The sequence below is a fragment of the Nocardia sp. NBC_01009 genome, assembly GCF_045208035.1.
Taxonomy (GTDB): Bacteria; Actinomycetota; Actinomycetes; order Mycobacteriales; family Mycobacteriaceae; genus Nocardia.
Genome location: NZ_CP108695.1, coordinates 8,125,110 through 8,144,149, shown reverse-complemented (window position 1 = coordinate 8,144,149; position 19,040 = coordinate 8,125,110). Strand labels below are relative to the sequence as shown.

Genomic DNA, 19,040 nt, shown 5'->3' with positions numbered 1-19,040 from the left:
ATCACCGGGGGATTGCGTGCCTATGTGCGGTAATCGCGGAACGTGGCGCGCAAATCGTCGATGATGAGGTCGGGTTCTTCCATGGCGGCGAAGTGGCCGCCTCGGTCGAATTCGGTCCAGCGCACGATGTTGTGGTTCTGTTCGGCGATGCGGCGGATCGGGGCGCCGATGTCGTGGGGCAGGACTGCTACGGCGACCGGCACGTTGGTGTCGGGTTCGGGTTTGCCCCAGGTGGCGGCGCCTTCGTAGTAGTAGCGCGCCGATGAGCCTGCGGTGCCGTTGAGCCAGTAGATCATGACGTTGGTCAGCATCGCGTCGCGGTCGACGGCATCCTCGGGTGCGTCGGTGGAGTCGGTCCAATCCTTGAACCGTTCGACGATCCAGGCCAATTGACCCACCGGCGAGTCGGTGAGCGCGTAGGACAGCGTTTGCGGCCTACTCGCTTGCAGCATCGCGTACGCGCCGAGTTGGTACTGGTAGCGGCCAGCAAGCTCGACGGCGCGCCGTTCGGCGGGATCGTCGAGGTCGGCGGTCTCGGCGGTGACGCTGGCCGAGGCGATATCCGTCAGATGCACCGCGACCAGGTGCTCGGCATCGATGACCGCCAGCTGGCGGGTGATGGCTGCACCGGTGTCTTCGCCGTGCGCGGCGTAACGGTCGTAGCCGAGGCGACGCATCAGTTCGGCCCATGCGAGCGCGGCTCGTGTGGTCGACCAGCCGATGGCGGGTCCGGAGAACCCGTATCCGGGGATGGTCGGCACGATGACGTGGAACGCGTCCTTTGCGTTGCCGCCGTGCGTCACCGGGTCGGTCAATGGCCCGATCACCTCGAGGAATTCCACGATCGATCCCGGCCATCCGTGCGTGAGCACCAGCGGCAACGCGTCGGGTTCTGCGGAGCGGACGTGGATGAAATGCAGGTCGTGGCCGTCGATCTCGGTGCGGAACTGCGGGAAGGAGTTGAGTCGAGCCTCTTGCGCTCGCCAATCGTAGGTAGTGCGCCAGTAGTCGGCCAGTTCCCTGGTGTAGTCCAGCGGGATGCCCTGTGTCCACCCCGCGCCGGGAACCTCGTCGGGCCAGCGGTTGGCGTCCAGTCGCCGATGCAAGTCGTCGAGCTGCTCCTGGGGGACGTCGATGCGAAACGGTCGAATCTGTTCGGTCATGAAATCCATCGTAGGAACCACCTAGGACAGTTTCAGCCCTAGGCTCACTGGCTAAAAGAAATTAGCCAGGACCGAGAGGCGGGGCATCACCTTGGTGGTGGTTCTGCTCCACCTTGGGGGTGGGACCCCAGCACTCGGGGGCCTGATACCGGCGACGAATGCGATGGACAGTTGGACAAGTCACCGCAAGCGAACCGGAGCCTCCAATGTCGATCACCAGCGCAATCGCCACCTCGGCAGAACGGCGTGCCACGGTCTCGACCGAGGACGGTGTGGCACTTGCGGTTCGCGAATACGGCCCACGACATGCCGACCTCACCGTCGTCCTCTTGCACGGACATTGCCAGCGCACCGAGTCCTGGACCTTCGTCCGGGACGCGCTGTTGCGCCAATACGCCGACGCCCGGGTCGTCTGCTACGACCACCGTGGCCACGGCGACTCCGCCGCGGCGTCCCGACAGACCTACAACCTCGAGCAGCTCGGCTACGACCTGCGCAACGTTCTCGATGCCGTCGCCCCTACCGGACCGGTCGTCCTCGTCGGCCACTCGATGGGCGGCATGACCGTGCTGACCTACGCCAGCCAGAACCCGCACGAGATCGGCACTCGCATCGTCGGCGTCGCACTCATCGCGACCGCTGCGAACGGGCTCGCCGACGCCGGCTTCGGCCGCCTCCTACGCAACCCGGTCGTTTCGGCATTCCAGGCTGCCGTCCGACGTGCTCCGGGCATGATGCACCATGCGAAGGCAATGGCCTGCAAGGTCTTCGCCCCGGTCATCCGTACCGCGGAATTCGGCAATCGCAGAGTCAGCGCTCGCGTGCTCACCCTTGCCAACGCGATGCACAACGACACCCCGATCGTGACGATGGCGAGCTTCTTGAGCGCCTTCATGGTCTATGACCAAACCGACGCGCTTCCTATCCTCTCGAAGATCCCCACCTTGGTGCTGTGCGGCTCCGCCGACCTGATGACGCCGCTGTCCCATTCCGTCACGATGGCAGCGGTCGTCGAGTACTCGGATTTCGTGATGCTCGAGGGCGCCGGTCACTCGGTGATTCTCGAGCAGCCTATTGGGGTCGTCGAGGCCATCGCTCGCCTGATGACGCGAGCAGGCGGTACCGGCCGGGTCGAAGGCGTTCACCTCACACTCGTCGCGTAGTCCGCTCGTGCGCAGGGGTTTCGGCGGCCATCCAGCCTGCCGCCGGTCAGGAGAGTGCACAAGGTTCCGGAGTCAGTCATCACTCGGGAGCCTGGCCTCGCCCGCCTGCTGGCGGACCGCGGTCTCGACGAGCTTGCGGACCTGCGCCGCGGGGACGACGATGCCGGGCGTCCGGAGAGTCCAGCGCAGGAAGTCCTCGACGCTCATTGCGGGCGTTTCGCCGAGGTAGGGCTGGATGTACACCGGTGTGCTCGGTTCACTGCGCCAGCTGGTGGCAAGGGTGCCGGTGTCCACCGCGTCATATCCGAGGATGTTCAACAGCCGGGTGGCTCGTGCCTTGGCTTCCGCGTCGTCGCCTGCGATGGGTAGGGCGCTGCGGTCCGGCGCGCCTGCGGGCCGGGCGAGAGAGAACAGCTGGTGCGGGGTGATGTTGTTGAATGCCTTGATTACCCGGGAGCCCGCGAGGTGGCGCTGTAGCAGGGCCGTAGAGGTCAGTTCGCCCGCATCCAACTCGGCCACGTGGCCGTCCCGCTCGGGGTAGTAGTTCGCCGTGTCCAGCACCGTCTTCCCGGCCAGAGCTTCGGCCGGGAGCTTTTCATAGGCATGCAGCGGGATGGCGGCCACCACCAGGTCCGCAGCGTGTGCTGCTGCCTCCGGTGTGGCCGCTCGAGCACGCCCGCCCAATTCGGCGACTAGATCGGCAAGTGTCTCGGGGTCTCGCGAATTGCTGAGGACAACCTCGAGGTCTGCCGCAACGGCCAGGCGGGCAATGGAAGTGCCGATCATTCCGCTGCCGATGAGTCCGAGCGTTTGGGGCACGACTTCTCTCCGTTCGTTCGTGTGAATGCGCGATAAGAGCCGGGGAGCGCGGCCAGGGTGTGCCGGTCGCGGGTGGCTCGCTTTCAGCATGAAACCGCCACGACCACCCGACCAGGTCCGTGTGGTGCGTACTCACGGCGTGATCACCCACCGCAGGCTCCGGCGTAGCGTTGGTCCGTGGACGACCGGACCGAGCTCAGCGGCTTCCTCAAATCACGGCGTGCCCGCCTGCGACCGGAGCAAGTCGGGCTGCGCGACTACGGCAGAGTGCGCCGGGTCGCGGGCCTGCGGCGTGAGGAGTTGGCGCAGCTGGCGGGTGTGAGCATCGCCCACTACACACGTCTGGAACAGGGCAAAAGCGACAGCGTCTCGGATGAGGTGCTCGACGCCATCGGCGCGGCGCTACGCCTGGACACCGATGAATTGGCGTACCTGCACCGGATCGCGCGGCGTCCCCCGCCGTGTGCGGCGTCCACCGCCTCGTCGGATGTGCCGGCGAGCTTGCGCTACCTGCTGGAGTCGTTCGTGATGACGCCAGCGCTGCTGGTCGGTCGGCACACCCAGATTATCGGCTGGAACCAGCTCGCCGTGGCGGTGTTCGGCGACTTCCCCGCCCTGCCGGAGAACCGCCGCACGCTCTCACACCTGCTGTTCACCGAGCCCTACCTGCGTGAGCTGCACGGCAGCGACTGGCCGCGGGCGGCACGCGAACAGGTGGCGCATCTGCGTGTTCTGCTCGGACGGTATCGCGGGGACCGCGCACTCATGGCGCACATCGATCAAATGCGTGATCTGAGCGCGGAATTCGCGCAGATGTGGGCGGAGCACCCGGTCGCGCAGGTCCGGTCCCGGGCGTACGTGTTGCACCACCCGGTCGTGGGTGAACTGACCCTGCACGGCGAGCTCGTCGCGCTGCCCGACCTGCCGTCGTGCTGCGGGCTGGACCTGTTCGCTGCTGAGCCGGGCTCGGCATCCGAGCAGGCGCTGCGGAAACTCGGGAGCCTGTAGGTACTGAGCTGACGTTCGATTGCACGACTGATGCCGCCGGGCGGTTCCGCGCAGGCATCGCGGCGATCAACTCCGCCCGCGGCACCACCAACATCCAGTTTCTGATCCGGGCGTGGCGGGCCCAAGCCCGGATCGCGAGATCAATTGCCCGCGGGGATCGGCTGGGGCCTCGCGGCGTGGTGTGTGTTGGGCGGCGTCCTGCTGGTGCCGTCCGCGTTCTTCGCCGGGGTTGTCCCCGGGGCGCTGATCATTGTGGCCGCGCGGAAGGGCGATCAGTCGGCAGCACCTCGAAGCGGGGAGATGGCGTTCAGTCAGCACGCGGCGTGACCTTGTCCCTGCGTCAATGTTTAGCGTCGGCCGACATGACGATCACCGTTCTCGACACCTACTCGGCGATGAAGCAGATCCTGCAGGCCACCGGCCCGGATCGCGTCGCGTTGCTGCGCTCGATGCTCGAGCCCGTCACAGACATGTACCGGTATTTTCCCGGTGAGGTCGATCTGGTGGCGATGCACCAGCTAGCGTGCGGATTTCCCATCGATCGTGATGAGCAGCGTTGCCTCGACGCACTCGAGACGCTGGCGGCGGCCGGGGCCTGGGAACGGATGCAGCGCGCGCTCGACGATGCCCTTGCCCTGCAGCTGGCGGCGACGCCCGGAGTGGAGGTCCCGGACATCACCGTCCTGTTCGTGCTCGGTGACCCCGGCGATGCCCACTTCATGGGTCCCAGCCTCGGACTGACCGGGAACGGTGGGATGTCGGGCTACCTCTTGATCACACTGTGGCCCTACCCGGAGAATGTGGAACGGCTCGAGGCCACCGCGGTACACGAGCTCAACCACAATCTGCGATACAGCCCGGGCGGGGTCGTGTGGAACCCGATGACCGTCACGGTCGGCGAGCACGTCGTGTCAGAGGGCCTGGCCGACGCATTCGCGCGCCAGCTCTACGGCGACGAACTCGGCTACACCCGCATCGGCGTGCCACACCTGCACGATGAGGCGGTCTTCGCCAAGGTGGTGTCCGGACTCGACGTCACCGGCATGCAGAACTTCACGGCCTGGGTGCACGGCGACGCCAGCGCGGAGCGCTACGGCGTTGCTCCGGTGGGACTGCCGACCGGGGCCGGGTACGCCGTCGGAAATAGGCTGGTCGACGCCTACCTGGCAGCGACGGGACAGACGGCGGCACAGGCCCTGCACGCCGAAAGCTCGGAGATCATCGCCACGGCGCTGCAGCGCGCGTCCTGATCAGCCGGGATCTGGCGGCCGGGCGATCGGGGCGTCGCGACAACAGGAGGTGACTATGGAGTGGATGATCCAGGAGCTCGCGGCCAGAGCGGGCATCACCAGCCGCGCTTTGCGCCACTACGACCGCATCGGGCTCTTGCACCCCTCCCGAGTCGGCGCGAACGGATACCGCTATTACGGCCCCATCGCGGTCGCCCGACTGCAGCGCATCCTGCTGATGCGTCAGCTGGGAGTAGGCCTGCCGACCATCGCCGACGTCCTGGCCGAGGAGGTGGACGAGCAGGAGGCGCTCCGGGCGCACATCGTCGCGCTGGAACGCGAACGCGATCGCATCGAGCAGCAGATCCGGTCCGTGCGTCACACTTTCGACGCCGCGGCGGCCGGGATCGAACCGTGCATGGACATCATGCTGGAAGGGTTCAACGATCGCTACCGGGACGAGGTTATTTCGCGTTGGGGTGAGCACGCGTTCCGGGCGAGCAACGACTGGTGGCACGCCAAGAGTTTCGAACAGCAGCGGGCCTGGAAGCGGGCCGCCGACGACCTCGTCGCCGCATGGATCGCCGCATGGAAGGCCGGGGTGTCGCCGACCTCGGAGCGCGCACAAGCACTGGCCGCTCGACATGTCCAGTGGCTGAGCGACATTCCCGGCACCCCTACGGCCGAGGGCGATCGGGACCGCTCGATCCAGATGGTGAACGGCCTCGGCCAGATGTACGTCGAGGACCCTCGCTTCGCAGCCACATACGACGGTGCCGAAGGCGCGGCATTTGTCCGCGACGCGCTGCACGAGTACGCACAGACGCAGATGTAGCGCTGCGGTACCAGGCCGAGCTTTCGCGCCCCATCAGCGAAAGCGGTTGGTTCCCAGTCGATTCGGGTCATCGTCGACGTCAAACCGGGTGATGCGGGCAGAGCGGTGACAGGCCCCGGCCCGCCGGGGCCTGTCCAGGTCGATCAGGCCGAGTAGTCGATGGGGGAGCCGAAGGTGCCGTCGCCGTTGCCGTAGCGCAGGGTGATGTTCCCCGAGCCGGTGTTGCCGATGACCGTGTCGATCTTTCCGTCGCCGTTGAAGTCGGCGAGAATCGGGGTGGACAGGGGGACGAGCCCGCCGGAGGGGTACGTGCGGGGCGCGCCGAAGGTGCCGTTGCCGGTCCCCAGCAGAACGCTGATGCTGGAGGTGCCACCGTTGGCGACCAACATGTCGAGCTTGCCGTCGCCGTTGATGTCGGCGATGTCGAAGCACTGCGGGAGCAGGCCGCCGGTCAGGTATGCCTTGGGCGCGCCGAAGGTGCCATTCCCCTGGTTGAACAGCGTGGACACGGTGCCGCCGGCGAGGTTGGAGAAGAGGATGTCGGGCTTGCCGTCGCCGTTGATGTCACGCGCCACGCCGTACCAGGCGGTCAGGGCGCCCTCGCTGAACGTGGTCGGGGCCGCGAAGGTGCCGTCACCGCGGCCGCGGTAGATCTGGATGGTGCTGTTGACGTAGTTGCCACGCAGCAGGTCGAGGTTGCCGTCCCCGTCGAAGTCCGCGGCGTCGGCGGACCCGGAGCCGACGCCGAGGTTGCTGGGGAGAGTGACGGCCTTGGAGAAGGTGCCGTCGCCCTTGCCCAGGAGCACGGACATCGACGGGGCCTGGTTGGAGGTGGCCAGGTCGGGGTTGCCGTCGTGGTTGTAGTCGCCGACGACGACCGCCCCGGGGGCGAGGTCGGTCGAGTAGTTGACAGCCTTGACGAATGTGCCGTCGCCGTTGCCTCTCAGGATGGAGACGTCGCTCGTGGTGAAGTTGGTGACGGCCATGTCGAGCTTGCCGTCGTGGTTGAAGTCCGCAATTGCGACGTAGTCCGCCTGACCGCCGGTGGTGTAACGGACGGCGGGCTGGAAGCCCCCGCCGGGCTTGCCCAGGAAAACCGACACGCCGAACCCGAGAACGAAGTCGCTGAACACGACATCGGTGTAGCCGTCGTCGTTGAGGTCGGCGATCGCGGGCACCGCGGGACCGGTCAGGTTGGGAAGCGCATCAGCGGATGCCGGAGTGCTGGTGAAGGCGGTGCCCGCCAGCGTGGAGCCTGCCATTGCCAGAGAAGCGAGAGCGCTTACGGCGAACTTGATCTGTGTCACTTATTCTCCCGATTGTCCGATATCGGCAGAACTTTACTGGTTTTCCGTGTCCGGCGAAACTATCGAGGCCATAAGATAATTCGATAATTTTTCCTTATCGACGGCCATGCTCAACTTATCGGTTCATTGATAATCATCACTTATGAAATTCGCCTTCGAGGGTTCGGCCCATTCCTGTTCGAAGACCGATGTTGCCATGCCCGGGGTGGCGGGCGTGACAACATCGGCGCAACTCACTTCATGCAGGTCTTCTTGTTGAATGTGACGATCCGCTGGGCGATCTGCCCGATGTCGGGCGGCATGCTCGTGGTGCTGCTGGATCCGCCGCCGGACATCAGCTTCTCCTGCGCATCGGCGAATCGTTCCCAGTCCGCCTTGATTTCGTCCGGTGCTACCTCGGCGACCTCGCGCATCTTGGGCACTGTCTCCGACGAGGCTGTGTTGGGTACGTAACTCCCGCCGCCGAGATCCTTGACGGCGGCGTAGTAGTCGGAACCAGATTTCCCGTCGCCATCGCTGCACCCGGCGAGAATGCCTGCGCCGTGGGCGAATACCGTCGCCGCGGTCCTTATGCGATGCATATCTCTTGTCTATCCCTTCAACGTGTTCATGACGCGCCGCACTTGTTCGGTAGCGACGGTGACGACTTCGTGCTCATCGAATTCGGCCGCAATGCTGACAATAACTTGTTCAACATCGACAGGTCGAGCAAAAACGCAGGCATCGACGACTTCGTCTGCGCTGTAAGTCTTCTCGGTGCCGCTGCTACTTTTCACGGTATCGCGGTCGCCGGTGGCCACCACGATGCCGATCACCGCAGCGAGTGCGATCACGCAGCCGATAGCCGCAATGAATCCATGGTCGAAAATTCCTGGACCGCGGAGTCCCCGCTGGCGCTGCCATCCTGAATCCTTCGCCGATCAGCGTCGCCCCCCAGGGACCTCGGCATGCGGCAGTAGCTGGGTGCGGATGCGCGAATGTCCGTCGGCGGCCACCAGCAGATCCGCGTCGGTGACCGCGCCGTTGGCGAAGAATGTCCGCACGCGGCCGTCGTCCAGTAGTTCGTAGCGTTCGAACGAGGCGCCGTGGTGGACATCGACTCCGGTGAGCAGGATTTGGCGCAGCGTGAGCCAGTCGACTGTCAGATGCCGCCCGGTCTTGTCCTCGTGTGCCGTTGGCGGCACCAGCATTTCGTGGACGACCCGCAGCTGCGGGTCGAGAAACCGCACCCCTGTTCCGCGCTTGCCGGGTGGCCAGCTGTATCTGGCGCACCGCTACGCCCGCGCGGCTGCAGGCCCACCACCTCGAACTGCGCCACCTTGGCGTGCTCACCTGCCTCGCCGAAGCCGGACCGCTCAACCAGCGCGCCTTGGTCGACCGACTCCAGATGGACAAGTCGTCGATGGTCTACATCATCGATGAACTGGAACGCCAGGGCCTGGCAGCCCGCTGTAAGGACGAACGAGACCGCCGCAGCTACGCCGTCCACCTCACCCAGGCCGGCCGCGACCGCCTTGCCGTCGCCACAACCACCACCGACGATGTGATGACCGAACTGCTCACCCCGTTTACCCCGGCCGAAAGGCGACAGCTACACGAGCTGCTCGCTCCATTCATCGAGCGCGCCGCGCGGGGGCCTGATCAGAATTGGTGCGGGAGCTACTCCGTGAAGGTCACGCCGAAACGCTCGCCCAGCTGCCGAAGGGCCTGCGGGTCGGCGAAGACAGCTTCCGCGCCGTAGTCGGGCGGGTCGATGCCGCACCAGCATTCGGGGGAGTTGTCGGGGGTGAGGCCGGAGATGTAGGTGGCGAAGGTGAGTGCGGCTTCGACGGCACGGACATCGGCTTTCGATGAAAAGGGCAGTGGCGCAGCCAGTTACAGGCGCGGAGGCAAGTCGCAACCGTGGGATAGGTCCGCACGGCAGTCATCAGCCGCTCCCTTCGCTCGTTGGTCACGAACATTAGGGGTGAGCACCGACAAGCCGTTGGAGCCGTCACCGCTCGCGGGAATACACCTTCACCACCGTGCCGTCGACGTCCGCCGCGAGGTACGCGCTGCCGTAGTCGTCGGTCAGGTACACCATGATGGTCGGGCGATCGTCATTGAAAGTCCATGCGGGGTCGACGATCACATAACGGAGGGTCGGGGTGGGGACATTGAGCTGGTCCTCTGCGGCGCGCATCAGGGTCGGCAGGATGTCCCAGTTGATCGAGCTCAGACTTACGGTGGCTTTTCCCGACATCTGGCCACCCGCGCCCTTGCGGCCGGCAATGCCGTTTCGGTAGCTGAACTCATCGTATATTTTCGGCTGGCCGGCGACGGGTGCGGCGACGTTGGCGAAGGTCGGGTAGAACGTCGCGTCGGTGAATTGCGTTCCACCGGTGACCTTTTCCAGGGCGGCGATCACCGTGCGGATGCCGTCGGGGGTGAGGAGGTCGCCGGCCTCTTCGGTCACGGGCGCGACGGAGGGAGTCGCGCCGGGGAGTTGGGTGCTGCCGGGTCGTTGGCTGGTGCCGGGAGGCTGACTCGAGCCGGTTCGATTCGTCGACGAATCGGGCTGCATGGCCACCGCCACGACTATCACGGCGGCAATGGCGGCGGCCGCGATTCCCGACAGGATCCAGCGTTGCCGCTGTGCGGACGCCGCCGGATTGTGGCCGGGGATTCCGCTCGATGGCACAGGGGTCGGCGCTGCCGGCGCAGGTGGCACGTGCGCATGAACCTGGGCCAGGTGCGGGTGGGCCGGCGCGGCGGGCGCAGTTCCGATCGGCGCGGTCGCCTGGGCGAGCATCCAATCGACCTGCTCGGGGGAGGGCCGATGGCTCGGTTCCGGCACCAGCAGCGCCTGCAGCGCCGGAGTCAGCGGCCCGGAACGTTGCGGCGGCGGGACCTCGCCCTTCAGGACCGCCGCAAGTGTTGCGACAGTGGTGTCGCGGCGCATCGGGTGATAGCCCTCCACCGCCACGTAGAGCACCAGACCGAGCGACCACAGGTCGGAGGCGGGGTTGCCCTCCTGGCCGCCGAGTCGTTCCGGCGCAACATAATCCAGCGAGCCGACCACACTGCCGGTGGAGGTGAGCCCGTTCAAACCGGTGATCGCCGCGATGCCGAAATCGGTCAGCACCGGCGTGCCGTCTTCACGCAGGATCACATTCGCCGGCTTGATATCGCGATGCAGCACGCCGACCACATGGGCGGCACGCAGCGCGCCGAGTATGCCGCGGCCGATCTGCGCCGCGCGCGCCGGGTGCATCGGGCCGTCGGCGAGATGTTCAGCGAGCGTGCGGCCACGAATCAGCTCCATGACGATCCACGGATGAGCGGGAGCATCGGAATCAACGATGTGATGGACCGTCACCACATTCGGATGCGCGATCCTGGCCAGCGCCCTGGCTTCCCGCAGCACGCGTTCCCGCTGTACCTCGGGCAGGCTCGCACCGCCGTCCGGCTCGGCCGCCCGCACCTCCTTCAACGCCACTTCGCGATGCAGGGCGAGATCGTAGGCGCGCCACACCGTCCCCATCCCGCCGCTGCCGAGCGGTTCGAGCAACTCGAAACGCCCGTCGACCACTGTCCGCTCGGAAATCACCGCGCCAGCCTATGGGTATCGTCGCGGTTGCGCGAGGCGCACCTCGAGGTCGTCGGGACGCCATGGTCGCCGGTGTCGGCACGAGTGCCGCGTTCAGTGGGCAGCCTCAACGCGGGACCGGTGCGCCTGTTGACCGGTCGAGGGCGTTGTACAGCCAGAGTTGGCCTGCGCCCACTGTCATGGTTGCGCCGGTGATTTCACCGGTGAGACGCCAATAACGTTGTGTGCGAGGGTCATTGTCGTACCTGCCGGCTCGGAGGCGTTCGCGGAATCCCGGGGTATCGCGTTCGCCGCGGGCGGTGGCGTGGGCGTCGACGAAACGGTCCAGTGCCCGACCGGAGGAGGGCGCGCGTCCCGCGTGGATCTGCGACTCTGCCATGCCGCAGGCTTCGGCGACTCCGGCGAGCAGGCCGACCTTGTCGCGGATCGGAGTGGGTCCAGGGCGCCAGAGCTGTTGGGAAACAACGGCAGCGAAGCGGGGCTCGGCGACAAGGGTGACCAGCTCGGCGTAGCCGACGACCTGTTCCGGCGTCGGGTCGCGCAGCGGATCGGGCACGTTCATCGAGACGAAACCCTCGAACATGTCCGAGGGCATCGGTGTCAAGATCCGCCGCCAGAACGCGACTACCGCATCGTGAGCGGACCAACCATCCGTTACCCCGGCCAGCAGCTCCAGCCTGGTTGCCCGCTCCGCAGGCACCGCGTTTTCGATGGCTCGCAACGACGCTCGCCGCCACGCCAATGCCCCTAATTCGACATCGACGACAGCCCGTTCGGCGGCTATCGCTTCCGCCATCGACTGCTCGCCGGTGAGCACCGCGGCGATTGCCGCCAACCCCAACCCGAGTGCACGCAGTCGACGAACCAGCAGCAACCGATCCACCGCCGTGCGCTTGTCGAACATCCGATGGCCGCCCGTGGTGCGTGTGGACACCACAATGCCGCTGTCGCAATAGAAGCGAATCGTACGAACCGGAACACCGGTCAGCCGCGACAGTTCCCCGATGCTCACCAATCCATGCAATGTGCCGCCGGTCACAATCTCTTGAACCTCCACCCGGGTGGAGTTCCTACCGTACTAGCGCCCGACACGGAAGGAATCCCCGATGACCACGACATCCGACGAGATCTGGCAAGCCGTAGCCACCGAACGCGCCACCCTGGTCGATCTCCTCGAAAACCTCTCCGAGGCCGACTGGAATCACCCCACCCTCTGCGATGGCTGGCGGGTCCGTGAGGTAGTCGCTCACGTAATCCTGTCCAGCAGTGCAACATTGGGCGCTGTCCTGGTCAATCTCATCCGAGCGCGCGGCAGCATCGATCGCATGAGCCTCGATACGGCTGTACGCCACGCCGACCGCATCACGTCCCAGCAACTGCTTGCCGAACTTCGCGCCACGATCCCGCTGCGCATGGCCCCGCCCGCCACGACTCCCACCGACCGCCTGATGGACATTCTCGTCCATATTCAAGACATTGCCATCCCGCTCGGCCTTTCCCGCGAAATGCCGACTGCTGCCGCGCGCCTGGCACTCGACCGGGTCTGGTCGGCCGACTGGGTGTTTCACGCCAAGAAAAGACTGTCCCCCTATCGTCTGACTGCCACCGACACGAACTGGACAGCCGGCACCGGCCCCACCATCGAAGGCCCCATTGCCGCCCTACTGCTACTTGCCAGTGGTCGAACCGCCGGACTCTCCGCCCTGACCGGTGAGGGCGTGGCAATCCTGCGGGCGAAGGTCGGTTAGGGCCGCTCTGGTTCGGCGACCGGCCGTGGAATACGTGCTACGACGGTATTCCGTCGGTGCCTTCTACGCTGATTCCTGTTGATCAGGACGTACCACTTCCCATTCGAGAAGGGGCTACACATGATTTACAGGTTCGCGACGGTCGGTGCGGTCGGAGTTCTTACCGCATCAGCCATCGTTTTCACGGCTGGTGGCGCCGCGGCTGCGCATCCCCCCGAGTGCGCCGAGGCCGCCGTCGTCATGGCTCAGTTCGCTCCCGATGACGACGGGGGTCTTGCCGGCGACATCGGAAAGAGTGATGTGAATGGCGAAGACGGGGATGGCAAGGGCGGGGGCGGCAAAGGGAAAGGGAAAGGCAAGGGCAAGGGCGGGGGCGGCAAAGGGAAAGGCAAGGGCAAAGGCAAAGGAAACGGCGACGCCGATAGCGAAATGCCGAGTACCGGCAGCAGCGGCATGATCTTCGGCGCAGGAAACTAGCCGTCGGAGGCTGCGCTGACAACGTCTTTGCCCCATGACCGGGCACCCACCCTGCCGATCCGGTGCACACCGTGATCGGCGGGTGGCATCCCGTACCGACGTGCGGCAGGTGCTCGTTCCCGAATGGTATCGGGGGATGGGAGGGACGGGGCTAGCCTCGGTGCGGGGGTGATGCGCGGAGGAGGGTGCGGTGCGGCGAGCGGTGTCGGTCGGTGCGGCGGGTGGTGTTGTCGTGGCAGTGCTGGTGTGGGGAGAGATCGAGCATTGGTGGGCTTCGCGGGCCGTGTTGGGGGAGCCACGGTCGGGGGTTCCTGCATCGGAAGTGCTGGTAGTGCTCGGGTTCGCCAATCGGAGTGCGAATCGGGCGAATGCGCTCAATCGGTGGCGGGTTCGGGCTGCGCTCCGGTCGGTGGATGACAAGGTGCCCGATAGTCGGCTGGTCTTTTCCGGGACGACGCGGCCTGGTGGGTCTGTTTCGGAAGCCGAGCTCATGGCGCGATATGCGGTGCGGGAGCGCGGGGTGTCGCGTGCGCGGATCCAGCTGGAGGACCGGTCTCGGACGACATGGGAGAACATCCAGTACTCGATTCCGTTCATGGACGATGCCGAGTCGATCAAAATAGTTTCGAATCCTCTGCATGCGTTACGTGGCCGTCTGTATCTGCGGCGACAGCGGCCGGATCTGGCGCGCAGGATTCGGCGTGCTTCCGACTATCGGTTCGGTGAGAAGTCCTGGGCCAAGCCGTTTTTCGCCCTATATGGCCTGCTGGATCTGGCTCGGACGCGGAAAGATACGCGGATGCGGGATGAGTAGGTCGCCGTAGCGCTCCCGTGAGTAGCCGGTGACTCGTGATCACGGGTGGCGGCAACGGACCGAACCCGATATGGTCTGGCGGCAGTTCGTCGATGTTCACGGCGGGCTTTGAAATGGGGAGGGCCGTATGGCATTTCGTAAGAAGAAGATTCTGGAACAGGTGACGCAGAAGCTGGCCGAGGTCGGTCCGCCGGGGGAGCAGTTCAATACCGCTTTTCTCGCCATCACGGGTCCGAGTCCGTGGGTCGACAGCCTGCCGTATGTGCGGTTGGTCATGGTGTTTCTGCGGAAGTACTACTTCGTGGTGCTGACCAACACCTCTGTCGTGCTGATCGAGGCCAGCAAATGGACAGGTCGGCCGACGAATCTGGTGTCGGCGGAGCACTTCCGGACCGCCGAGTTCTCCGGTCTGGAGATCAATTCGCTGTGGTCGAAGGTGTTCTACCGACTGCCGGGAACTGCGGTGGTTGAGCGGCTCAATGTCCACCGCCAGTGGCGCACCGAGTTGGATGAGCTGGTGCGCGTGACCCATCAGGCACCACAGGTCCAGCAGCCGAGTTCGCATCTGTAGCGAACCGGAAGTGGCCTTGCTGGGCGGGATACGTTGCCGCCCAGCAGGGTTTGCCTATGAATCGGTGGCTGTGCCGACCCGCGCTCGGCATGAGTACATGCGAGTCGCCGAGACCGCCTGAGGGGCGGAGTCCAACGGCAGTGCGCTGACGAGCGCCATCTAACGGGGGCGCAGCCGGATTGCGCAACAACGCGCTGGGCCCGAGTCTCGACGAGGCAGCCGCCTAACGGTCGTGCGGCGGACGCGGCCAGGGGTTGTCTTCGATGTGCTCGATGGACTCGTTGAAGCGTGCGATCAGTGTGCTCAGTTGTTCGACATCGGCGTCGGACCAGTCGGCGACCACCGCGCCGATGCCTTCCTGGCTTCGGTCCCGATCGGCGGCGACCTGTTCCAGGCCCTTTCGGCTGGCCCGGACCTTGCGCGCGATTCCGCCGTCCGGATCGGGCACCCGCTCGACCAGGTCCTGCTTCAACATGGCGCCGACCTGACGGTTGATCGTGGAGATGTCCAGCTGGAAGGCCTCCGACAGCTCGCGCAGGCTGAGCGGGGAGTCGATCTCGAGCCTGCTGAGGATGAGGTAGGCCGAGCGGTCCAGGTGGAACCCGGGGCGGCGCAGCAGGGATGCGGGGAACTGCCGGGAGAGCAGGGTCAGCTCGAAGACGAGGCGCGAGAGCGCGGCGCTTTCCTCTGGACCTGATGCTGGCATGGACCACACTATGTCGCCTGAATCACGGTCATAGCAAATTGTGCACGATACACATCATGTGTAGCGTGCACATTTGTGACTGTTGCTGCCGACGCGTCCTCGACCGTCTCTGGTACCGACGACCGGCGCAGGCCCGCGCCGGCCCTACTCATCGCGACCCTCGGCACGGTCGGTGTCGTCGTCTCGCTTATGCAGACGCTGGTTATCCCGATCATCCCCACCCTCCCATCACTGCTGAATACCTCGGCGTCCAACGCATCGTGGGTGATCACCGCGACGCTGCTCGCAGGCGCTGTGGCAACCCCGATCAGTGGCAGGCTCGGCGACATGTTCGGCAAGCGTCGGGTGCTGTTCGCGAACATCCTCTTGCTGGTCGCAGGCTCGGTGGTCTGCGCGCTGTTCTCCTCGCTCGTTCCGGAGATCATCGGCCGCTCGCTGCAGGGCGCCGCGGTCGGCGCGATTCCGCTCGGCATCAGCATCATGCGTGACGAGCTGCCCGCCGAGAAGGTGGGTTCGGCAATGGCGATCATGAGCGCAACGCTCGGCGTCGGCGGTGCCCTCGGGCTGCCGCTCGCGGCGGCGATCGCGCAGAACGCCGACTGGCACATGCTGTTCTGGACCGCGGCCGGCCTCGGTGTCGTCTGTGCCGCACTGGTTTTCGTCTTCGTGCCCGAGTCGCCGGTGCGCACCCCCGCGCGCTTCGACTTCGGTGGTGCGGTCGGGCTTTCCATCGCACTGCTCGCCCTGCTGATCGCGATCACCAAGGGCGCGGACTGGGGCTGGGGCAGCGCGAGCATCCTCACCCTCTTCGCGATCGCGGTGGTGGTGTTCGTCGGCTGGGGCGCCTTCGAGCTCCGGCAGCGTTCGCCGCTGGTCGACCTGCGGGTCTCGGCGCGGCCCCGGGTGCTGTTCACCAACTTCGCCTCCATCGCGGTCGGCTTCGCCCTCTACGGCATGTCGTTGACGTTCCCGCAGCTGCTGATGGCCCCAGAGCAGACCGGATACGGGTTCGGCTTGTCCATGGTCAACGCCGGATTGGCGCTTGCCCCTACCGGATTCGTGATGATCCTGCTCTCGCCGGTGTCGGCGCGGCTGTCGGCGGCCCGAGGGCCGAAGGTCACCCTTGCGCTCGGTTCGGCGGTGATTGCGGCGGGCTACCTGTGCGCCGTGGTGCTGATGAACAGCGTTTGGGAAATCATGGTCGCGGCGATGATCGTTGCCGCCGGTGTCGGCCTTGCCTACGCCGCGATGCCCGCCCTGATCATGGGTGCGGTCCCGATCACCGAAACCGCGGCGGCCAACGGTCTCAACTCGCTGATGCGCTCGATCGGCACGTCCACCTCGTCGGCCGTGATGAGCGTGGTGCTCGCGCACATGACGGTGCAGCTCGGCTCGCACGTGCTGCCGTCGCGCGACGGATTCCACACCACCTTCCTCATCGCCACGGCGGCAGCGCTCATCGCGATCGTGCTCACAGTCTGCATTCCGATGCGCAAGGCGCCGGATGCCGCGGACAAGGCCGGGCACGCCTGATCATCGGGCCATCGCGCTCGAACGGCCACGGGGCCGATCCTCAACGGCGAGGATCGGCCCCGTTGTCGTTGGCATGACGCTATGAAATGTCCGCCGCGAACCGATCGAAGCCCACACGGCTCGCGAAGTATTCGACTTTGTCCGCAGGCTTACCGATGTTTCGGTTCGAGGAAGAACTCGTCGTTGGCCATGTGCGCACACTAGCGGCGTCGCCGGTGCCGGTAGCGCCGCTGCTTGCCATGGCGTGCAGCAACGCTACGGTGCGGATTCCACCGAGGCGGTGTAGCGGCTGGCCAGCGTCCGCAGATGTGCGACCAGCTCCGGTGGGCCGTCGACACGGAAATCCATCATCAGCATGCTGAGGTAGATGGCAATGGTCTCCAACGCATCCGCGCCGGTCAGCAGAATGCAGGTGTCCGCGTCGACGGCCTCCACCACGCCGACGGCGGGATTGATGCGGGCGATCACTGTTTCGGCCGGTGCGAGCACGGTGACGCGGGCGTGCACCTTCCAGCCGGTGCTGGCGATGTGGCGCATGACGAACGCGATCAGGTCCTCGTCGGGCAGTGGGCGCGGTCCGAAGTGGCGGGTGCTGGTGGCCGCCCGGTGCACCTGTGCGACGGGAATCGCACGCCAGGAATGGGTTTCGAGATCGTAGGCGACCAGGTACCAGCGTCGCTGCCAGTTGATCAGGCGGTAGGGCTCGACGTCTGTTGTGCCGCTGCCCAGCTCGATCGACACCGCGGTCGTGTCCCGGATAGCTCCGGCCAGGGTGGTCAGGACGGCGGCGGGTACCGGGGCGTCCGGTTCGCGCGAGCCGGTGGTTGCCGGTCCGATGGCGGTGGCGTTGCGCAGCGCTAATACCTTGCGCTGCAATCGCTTCGGCAGGATCTGTTCCAGCTTCGCCAGAGCTCGCGAGACGTTCTCGCTGATGTCGGCGATGCCGGTGGCACCGTCCTCGGCAAGGCCGACTGCCACGGCCATCGCCACCGCCTCGTCGTCATCCAGCAGCAGCGGCGGCATCGTCGAGCCGCGACCGAGCCGGTAGCCACCGATCGCACCGCGTTCGGCGTGCACCGGGTAGCCGAGTTCGCGCAGTCGCTGGATGTCATTGCGCAGGGTCCGGTCGGTGATGTCGAGCCGATCGGCCAGCTCCCGGCCGGTGTACGCGCGATCCTGCAGCAGCGAGAGCAAACGCAGTACTCGCGTTGTGGTGGGTGCCACATTCGCCTCCCAAATTATTAGGAACGAATCCAGCCTAATGGCCTCATAGGCTTAGGTCATCACCAAGAAGCACAACGAAAGGTCGATCATGAACATCACCTCCGCCGCCGACGCCACCGCGACACTGCGCCCCGTGTGGCGCGAGGTGCTCTCGACCTCCTACACGGCGCTGGAAAACACCGTTGCAGGCATCGGCGACGAGCAGTGGCAGCTGCCGACCCCGTGCTCGGAATGGAATGTCACGCAGGTGATTCAGCACGCCGCGGGTGACCAGCTCGCCTTCGCCGAGGCACTCGGTGTCGGCGTCGGACCCGCCGACAACCCCTTCGACCCCTCCGGAGCCATCGACGGCTCGGCCGCCGCTCTGGTGCGCGACGCGATCGAGCAGACCGCCGCCGCCTGGGCGACCGTCGCCGACGACACCGAGGCCGTCCCGACTCCGCTGCCGCACGGCGCCTTGGCGACCCCGGTCGCTGCGGTGATGTGCGCGTTGGATGCCGCCGTGCACGCCTGGGATATCGCGATCGCGACCGGTCAGCCATCGCCACTGACCGACGAACTGGCCGGCTACCTGCTGACCGCCGCACGGACCGCGCATCCGGCACCGGGTAGCGGTGTGGAGGCGGAAATCATTGAGCCGCTCCGTCAGTGGGGAGCCTATGCCGCGGTGGTCGACGGTGACACGGACGACACCACGGTCGCCGAGCTGCTGCGCTACCTTGGCCGCGAGCCGCGCGCATGAACCGGGGTGTGCGGGTGTGTACCGTCGCACCCGCACACTCGGCAATCGAGTTGTGCTGCCTCTCTTCGCAATCGGCGGCTATCCCCGGGTGGTGGATAGCGCAGCGTCCTAC

General features: G+C 66.0%; 22 protein-coding genes. 12 read left to right on the top strand and 10 right to left on the bottom strand.

Translation table 11 applies throughout. The features are described 5' to 3' along the window. Nucleotides 1–20 precede the first annotated feature (20 nt). Nucleotides 21–1,163 (bottom strand): epoxide hydrolase family protein, encoded by a 1,143-nt coding sequence (locus tag OHA42_RS36870; protein ID WP_406232858.1) that lies wholly within the window; start codon nucleotides 1,161–1,163, stop codon nucleotides 21–23. Nucleotides 1,164–1,369: 206 nt separating this feature from the next. On the opposite strand from OHA42_RS36870, the gene OHA42_RS36865 reads away from it, so the two are divergent. Beyond that, complete coding sequence (locus tag OHA42_RS36865) at nucleotides 1,370–2,326, top strand: alpha/beta fold hydrolase (RefSeq protein ID WP_406232857.1); 957 nt, start codon at nucleotides 1,370–1,372, stop codon at nucleotides 2,324–2,326. Nucleotides 2,327–2,398: 72 nt separating this feature from the next. On the opposite strand, the gene OHA42_RS36860 is transcribed toward OHA42_RS36865, so the two are convergent. Beyond that, nucleotides 2,399–3,145, bottom strand: coding sequence for an NADPH-dependent F420 reductase (locus OHA42_RS36860; protein WP_406232856.1), 747 nt, complete (start codon nucleotides 3,143–3,145; stop codon nucleotides 2,399–2,401). Nucleotides 3,146–3,322: 177 nt separating this feature from the next. Between OHA42_RS36860 and OHA42_RS36855 the strand changes: the two genes are divergently transcribed. The 4 genes from OHA42_RS36855 (at nucleotide 3,323) to OHA42_RS36840 (ending at nucleotide 6,217) form a co-directional block, all read left to right on the top strand. After that, a complete protein-coding gene (locus tag OHA42_RS36855) occupies nucleotides 3,323–4,153 on the top strand; it encodes a helix-turn-helix domain-containing protein (RefSeq protein ID WP_406232855.1) in 831 nt (276 codons plus the stop codon). Nucleotides 4,154–4,297: 144 nt separating this feature from the next. Beyond that, nucleotides 4,298–4,480: a hypothetical protein gene (locus OHA42_RS36850; protein WP_406232854.1), complete on the top strand. Its 183-nt coding sequence runs from the start codon at nucleotides 4,298–4,300 to the stop codon at nucleotides 4,478–4,480. Nucleotides 4,481–4,515: 35 nt separating this feature from the next. Continuing rightward, nucleotides 4,516–5,403 (top strand): DUF2268 domain-containing protein, encoded by an 888-nt coding sequence (locus tag OHA42_RS36845; RefSeq protein WP_406232853.1) that lies wholly within the window; start codon nucleotides 4,516–4,518, stop codon nucleotides 5,401–5,403. Nucleotides 5,404–5,458: 55 nt separating this feature from the next. Continuing rightward, nucleotides 5,459–6,217 (top strand): MerR family transcriptional regulator, encoded by a 759-nt coding sequence (locus OHA42_RS36840; RefSeq protein ID WP_406232852.1) that lies wholly within the window; start codon nucleotides 5,459–5,461, stop codon nucleotides 6,215–6,217. Nucleotides 6,218–6,360: 143 nt separating this feature from the next. Here the strand turns inward: OHA42_RS36840 and OHA42_RS36835 are convergent, their stop codons facing one another. The 4 genes from OHA42_RS36835 to OHA42_RS36820 form a co-directional block, all read right to left on the bottom strand. After that, nucleotides 6,361–7,524 carry an FG-GAP repeat domain-containing protein gene (locus tag OHA42_RS36835; RefSeq protein ID WP_406232851.1) on the bottom strand — a complete coding sequence of 388 codons (1,164 nt, stop codon included), beginning with the start codon at nucleotides 7,522–7,524 and terminating at the stop codon, nucleotides 6,361–6,363. Between the two features lie 233 nt (nucleotides 7,525–7,757). Further along, nucleotides 7,758–8,105, bottom strand: a complete 348-nt coding sequence (locus OHA42_RS36830; RefSeq protein WP_406232850.1) for a hypothetical protein — start codon at nucleotides 8,103–8,105, stop codon at nucleotides 7,758–7,760. 9 nt (nucleotides 8,106–8,114) lie between these two features. Then, nucleotides 8,115–8,357, bottom strand: coding sequence for a hypothetical protein (locus OHA42_RS36825; protein ID WP_406232849.1), 243 nt, complete (start codon nucleotides 8,355–8,357; stop codon nucleotides 8,115–8,117). Nucleotides 8,358–8,444: 87 nt separating this feature from the next. Then, complete coding sequence (locus OHA42_RS36820) at nucleotides 8,445–8,753, bottom strand: hypothetical protein (protein WP_406232848.1); 309 nt, start codon at nucleotides 8,751–8,753, stop codon at nucleotides 8,445–8,447. Nucleotides 8,754–8,773: 20 nt separating this feature from the next. Here OHA42_RS36820 and OHA42_RS36815 point away from each other — a divergent pair, with 20 nt between their 5' ends. Then, nucleotides 8,774–9,265, top strand: coding sequence for a MarR family winged helix-turn-helix transcriptional regulator (locus tag OHA42_RS36815; protein WP_406232847.1), 492 nt, complete (start codon nucleotides 8,774–8,776; stop codon nucleotides 9,263–9,265). A gap of 252 nt (nucleotides 9,266–9,517) precedes the next feature. Here the strand turns inward: OHA42_RS36815 and OHA42_RS36810 are convergent, their stop codons facing one another. Both OHA42_RS36810 and OHA42_RS36805 read right to left on the bottom strand, forming a co-directional pair. Further along, the gene (locus OHA42_RS36810; RefSeq protein WP_406232846.1) at nucleotides 9,518–11,113 is read right to left on the bottom strand and encodes a protein kinase domain-containing protein; all 1,596 of its coding nucleotides are present in this window, start codon (nucleotides 11,111–11,113) and stop codon (nucleotides 9,518–9,520) included. A 106-nt stretch (nucleotides 11,114–11,219) separates the two neighbouring features. Further along, nucleotides 11,220–12,125, bottom strand: a complete 906-nt coding sequence (locus tag OHA42_RS36805; protein WP_406232845.1) for a MerR family transcriptional regulator — start codon at nucleotides 12,123–12,125, stop codon at nucleotides 11,220–11,222. 94 nt (nucleotides 12,126–12,219) lie between these two features. On the opposite strand from OHA42_RS36805, the gene OHA42_RS36800 reads away from it, so the two are divergent. From OHA42_RS36800 to OHA42_RS36785, 4 genes are all read left to right on the top strand, one after another. Next, the gene (locus OHA42_RS36800) at nucleotides 12,220–12,861 is read left to right on the top strand and encodes a maleylpyruvate isomerase family mycothiol-dependent enzyme (RefSeq protein ID WP_406232844.1); all 642 of its coding nucleotides are present in this window, start codon (nucleotides 12,220–12,222) and stop codon (nucleotides 12,859–12,861) included. Nucleotides 12,862–12,981: 120 nt separating this feature from the next. Next, nucleotides 12,982–13,338, top strand: a complete 357-nt coding sequence (locus OHA42_RS36795) for a hypothetical protein (protein WP_406232843.1) — start codon at nucleotides 12,982–12,984, stop codon at nucleotides 13,336–13,338. Between the two features lie 190 nt (nucleotides 13,339–13,528). Beyond that, the gene (locus OHA42_RS36790; RefSeq protein WP_406232842.1) at nucleotides 13,529–14,152 is read left to right on the top strand and encodes a YdcF family protein; all 624 of its coding nucleotides are present in this window, start codon (nucleotides 13,529–13,531) and stop codon (nucleotides 14,150–14,152) included. Between the two features lie 127 nt (nucleotides 14,153–14,279). Then, a complete protein-coding gene (locus OHA42_RS36785) occupies nucleotides 14,280–14,723 on the top strand; it encodes a hypothetical protein (protein WP_406232841.1) in 444 nt (147 codons plus the stop codon). A 223-nt stretch (nucleotides 14,724–14,946) separates the two neighbouring features. Here OHA42_RS36785 and OHA42_RS36780 read toward each other — a convergent pair whose 3' ends face one another. Further along, nucleotides 14,947–15,429 carry a MarR family winged helix-turn-helix transcriptional regulator gene (locus tag OHA42_RS36780; RefSeq protein ID WP_406232839.1) on the bottom strand — a complete coding sequence of 161 codons (483 nt, stop codon included), beginning with the start codon at nucleotides 15,427–15,429 and terminating at the stop codon, nucleotides 14,947–14,949. A gap of 75 nt (nucleotides 15,430–15,504) precedes the next feature. Between OHA42_RS36780 and OHA42_RS36775 the strand changes: the two genes are divergently transcribed. After that, nucleotides 15,505–16,962: an MFS transporter gene (locus OHA42_RS36775; RefSeq protein WP_406232838.1), complete on the top strand. Its 1,458-nt coding sequence runs from the start codon at nucleotides 15,505–15,507 to the stop codon at nucleotides 16,960–16,962. Between the two features lie 255 nt (nucleotides 16,963–17,217). Here OHA42_RS36775 and OHA42_RS36770 read toward each other — a convergent pair whose 3' ends face one another. Next, on the bottom strand, nucleotides 17,218–18,186 hold the full coding sequence (locus tag OHA42_RS36770; protein ID WP_406232837.1) for a helix-turn-helix transcriptional regulator: 969 nt from the start codon (nucleotides 18,184–18,186) through the stop codon (nucleotides 17,218–17,220). Between the two features lie 88 nt (nucleotides 18,187–18,274). Between OHA42_RS36770 and OHA42_RS36765 the strand changes: the two genes are divergently transcribed. After that, on the top strand, nucleotides 18,275–18,928 hold the full coding sequence (locus OHA42_RS36765; protein WP_406232836.1) for a TIGR03086 family metal-binding protein: 654 nt from the start codon (nucleotides 18,275–18,277) through the stop codon (nucleotides 18,926–18,928). Nucleotides 18,929–19,040: the final 112 nt, after the last annotated feature.

Coding starts and splice junctions, on each gene's coding strand:
- OHA42_RS36870 (WP_406232858.1), bottom strand. CDS start 1,163: ATGACCGAACAGATTCGACCGTTTCGCATCGACGTCCCCCAGGAGCAG.
- OHA42_RS36865 (WP_406232857.1), top strand. CDS start 1,370: ATGTCGATCACCAGCGCAATCGCCACCTCGGCAGAACGGCGTGCCACG.
- OHA42_RS36845 (WP_406232853.1), top strand. CDS start 4,516: ATGACGATCACCGTTCTCGACACCTACTCGGCGATGAAGCAGATCCTG.
- OHA42_RS36840 (WP_406232852.1), top strand. CDS start 5,459: ATGGAGTGGATGATCCAGGAGCTCGCGGCCAGAGCGGGCATCACCAGC.
- OHA42_RS36830 (WP_406232850.1), bottom strand. CDS start 8,105: ATGCATCGCATAAGGACCGCGGCGACGGTATTCGCCCACGGCGCAGGC.
- OHA42_RS36800 (WP_406232844.1), top strand. CDS start 12,220: ATGACCACGACATCCGACGAGATCTGGCAAGCCGTAGCCACCGAACGC.
- OHA42_RS36795 (WP_406232843.1), top strand. CDS start 12,982: ATGATTTACAGGTTCGCGACGGTCGGTGCGGTCGGAGTTCTTACCGCA.
- OHA42_RS36785 (WP_406232841.1), top strand. CDS start 14,280: ATGGCATTTCGTAAGAAGAAGATTCTGGAACAGGTGACGCAGAAGCTG.
- OHA42_RS36780 (WP_406232839.1), bottom strand. CDS start 15,429: ATGCCAGCATCAGGTCCAGAGGAAAGCGCCGCGCTCTCGCGCCTCGTC.
- OHA42_RS36765 (WP_406232836.1), top strand. CDS start 18,275: ATGAACATCACCTCCGCCGCCGACGCCACCGCGACACTGCGCCCCGTG.